Source organism: Mangrovibacter sp. MFB070, assembly GCF_000705335.1.
Taxonomy (GTDB): Bacteria; Pseudomonadota; Gammaproteobacteria; order Enterobacterales; family Enterobacteriaceae; genus Mangrovibacter; species Mangrovibacter plantisponsor.
In genome coordinates this window covers 1-2,982 of sequence record NZ_JJMI01000047.1, presented here as the reverse complement: position 1 = coordinate 2,982, position 2,982 = coordinate 1, and the positions used below count along the sequence as shown (strand labels likewise).

1 protein-coding gene and 1 pseudogene are annotated in these 2,982 nt (G+C 47.5%); both read right to left on the bottom strand.

Translation table 11 applies throughout. The annotated features are described in order from the left end of the window. Positions 1–932: 932 nt before the first annotated feature. Complete coding sequence (gene repE, locus DT73_RS21005; protein WP_036114698.1) at positions 933–1,676, bottom strand: replication initiation protein RepE; 744 nt, start codon at positions 1,674–1,676, stop codon at positions 933–935. Between the two features lie 432 nt (positions 1,677–2,108). Then, positions 2,109–2,819, bottom strand: a pseudogene (locus tag DT73_RS21000) (DUF4113 domain-containing protein); the annotation flags it as partial. Positions 2,820–2,982 lie beyond the last annotated feature (163 nt).

The window sequence follows — 2,982 nt, the reverse complement described above, 5'->3', positions numbered from 1 at the left end:
ACTGTGACAATCTGCCCTCAGCATCAGACACGGTGAACCGGTACATCCTCCGCAGCCCATCCGTGACAACACACCCTCAGTTTGCAGCGCCGTAACTGTTACAATCTGCCCTCAGCATCAGACACGGTGAACCGGTACATCCTCTGGTGCTCATCCGTGACAACTTTCCCTCGGTTTACGGTGCCACTACTGTGACAGTCTGCCCTCAGTATCAGACACGGTGTACCGTTACATCCTCTGGTGCTCATCCGTGACAACTTACCCTCGGTTTACGGTGCCACAACTGTGACAATCTGCCCTCAGCACCAGACACGGTGATACCGTTACATCATCCGGTATTCGTCCGTGACAATTTGCCCTCGGGTCACGGTGCCACAACTGTGACAGTCTGCCCTCAGAACCAGGCACTGTGTACCAGTACATCTTCTGGTGCTCATCTGTGACAATCTGCCTTCAGTTTACGGTGCCACAACTGTGACAATCAGCCTTCAGTACCAGACACGGTGATACCGGCACATCATTCACAGGCCTTCCGTGACAACAGACTCTCTGTTTACAGAGTCCTAACTGTGACAACTTGCCCTCAATTCTATACAAAATTGCACCAGCACACCTGCCATAACTATAAGTAACAACTCACCCACTGTTTTCAATACAATAGAGTGGCATCACTATGAACTCAGCTAGGGCAGGGAAATGAGGTGGTATAAATAAGTGCACAGATAATTACGCAAACAGTGACACATAGCCCTTAAACACCTAAACGGTTCAACGTATAGAAAGCAGTCAAGCACTACAGATTAAAGGACTCTTTACAGGCAATCTGTTTAAAAACAACAAGTCATGATGAATGGGGCAGGTTGACATTCTGAGAAAAGACTAATAATTCAATGAATTATTAGTTAATGGTAACAACAAACCCTCAAGCGCAGTCATACACCTGATTCAATAAAAGTAAAAACTATATGAGTCGTTTGGCGGCCTTTCTTTTTCTCAATATAAGAGACACGCATCGGTGTTCTGCTATTAATTTCGTCTACAACAGGTTGAAGAAAACGTCGTCTAAAGTCAGGCATGCGAAGGTAACTCTGAGGAAGCTGGTAACGTTCCATAATCCAGCCAATCTTCAAAGAAACAACACCAGAACCGTCAGGTTTGCGATACTGACAAAGAGATTCATATAGTCTCATCGCGTAAGGACTGGTGATCTCCTTTGTCTCACTCAACCTGAATTGCGTAAAACGGTTCTGTAAGCCAATAAAAAAAGGAATGAGATATGGATTGATGTGGACACTGTAAAGACCGCGAGAGGGACTCTGAGCACGCTTAATGAACCATGGATATGATTCATATCCCTTCTCATCACCAGCGTCCTCTTCTGGACGGTAAAACACGACTTCTTTCCCTGCGAACCCCTTTAACGCCTGTCGAATATCTTTACTAGCTTCAGCAGAGGTTAATCCAAAAGTTTCAGCATATTGCGAAACCTGAATCTCACATATTCCATCATGTTCATTCAGTGAACCATCATGACGACGGATTTGTTCAACAAACAGATACAACATACGTTTCTGATCTCGAGAAAGACTATACGCAGCTTCTGTTAATTCGTTAGACTGAACAATACGGGGACTGTTCTTGCGACGCTTATCTCTGATAATTGCTAAGTCAGACATTTCAGTTCCGTAATGAGATTCGTGACAAGTTTCAAGATTGTCACTCTTGCATATTGGTTGTCAATAACTATGTGTTTTATATGAGCAATAGAGGGCAATTTGTCACAGGGTTAAGGGTTAATTGTCACAGTAAATAGCCGTTTAGGAGGGCAATTTGTCACAGACAGAGGGTAATTTGTCACACCAACTAGTCTGAAAGCCTTGTAATTACTGTTCTCAGAGTACTTCTAAAAAGAAGATCTAAAAATGATCTAAAAAAAGATCTTATAAAAATAGCCAGTGTATATGTGGATAACTTTCTCAGTATGTTTGTTAAACAAGTGCGTAAGCAGAATATGCTCATCTTGGATGACCTGGTGCTTCCTCGGCATGACAGACTGCGCTAGTCATGCCTTGCGGCGAGCACTGCCTTCTTTTTCAACCAGACAATGATCATCTCAGTGAGGCCACAGGAATATCTGACCAGCGGGTCATCCAGGACGGGGATAACTGTTCCCGTTTCATCTGCCAGTCAGGCTGTATCCCTTTGCCTGCAAAACCAATCTGCCCCAACCCCGACTGGTTTATATGGTCAATCACCTGCATCAGCTTTTCACTGCCTGCCCGGGGCTGACTGTCGTCGAACAGGTTGAGCTGGACAACCCCGCCGGGGCTTAAATCATTGAGCATCACACCCGCTGCAGCATAACGGTGTCCCGGGACCCAGATCCGCGCCAGAGAAGCCGTGGCGGCACGGATGATATCCCGGGTATCCCGTGTGGGGACGGATAATGGTTCGCCCGCCTGGTTGCTGTAATACACCTCACCCGGCGTGTACGGAGACGTCCGGATGAACACACCCACGTAGCGGCAGTACTGGCCATCCTGGCGCAGTTTCTCTGCTGCCCGTTCAGCATACTGACAGACGGCCTGATGCAGGGCCTCTTCGTCCGTGATACGGGCACCAAAGGACCGGCTGCTGATAATCTGCTGCCGGGGAGGAGGCGCCTCCTCCATGGAGATACAGGCTTCACCATTCAGTTCCCTGACGGTTCTCTCCAGCACCACACTGAAATGCTTCCTGATAAACGCCGGTGGCGTTCTGGCCAGCTCCAGCGCGGTGGTAATGCCCAGTTGTGTCAGCTTTTTCGCGGTCCGCCTTCCTGTAGTGGTCTAATAAAACCGGACACCAATTAAAGGCGTTGCTATAGTAGCGCCATTGACAGAGGTGCCCATGTATCACGACCGTTCTCGATTTACCCCAGAGTTTAAACTTGAAGCCGTTAGCCTTGTGCTGGATAAGAACTACACCGTCACTCAGGCATGC

Excerpts from the sequence above, each read along its gene's own strand:
- repE (WP_036114698.1), bottom strand. The coding sequence starts at position 1,676 with ATGTCTGACTTAGCAATTATCAGAGATAAGCGTCGCAAGAACAGTCCC.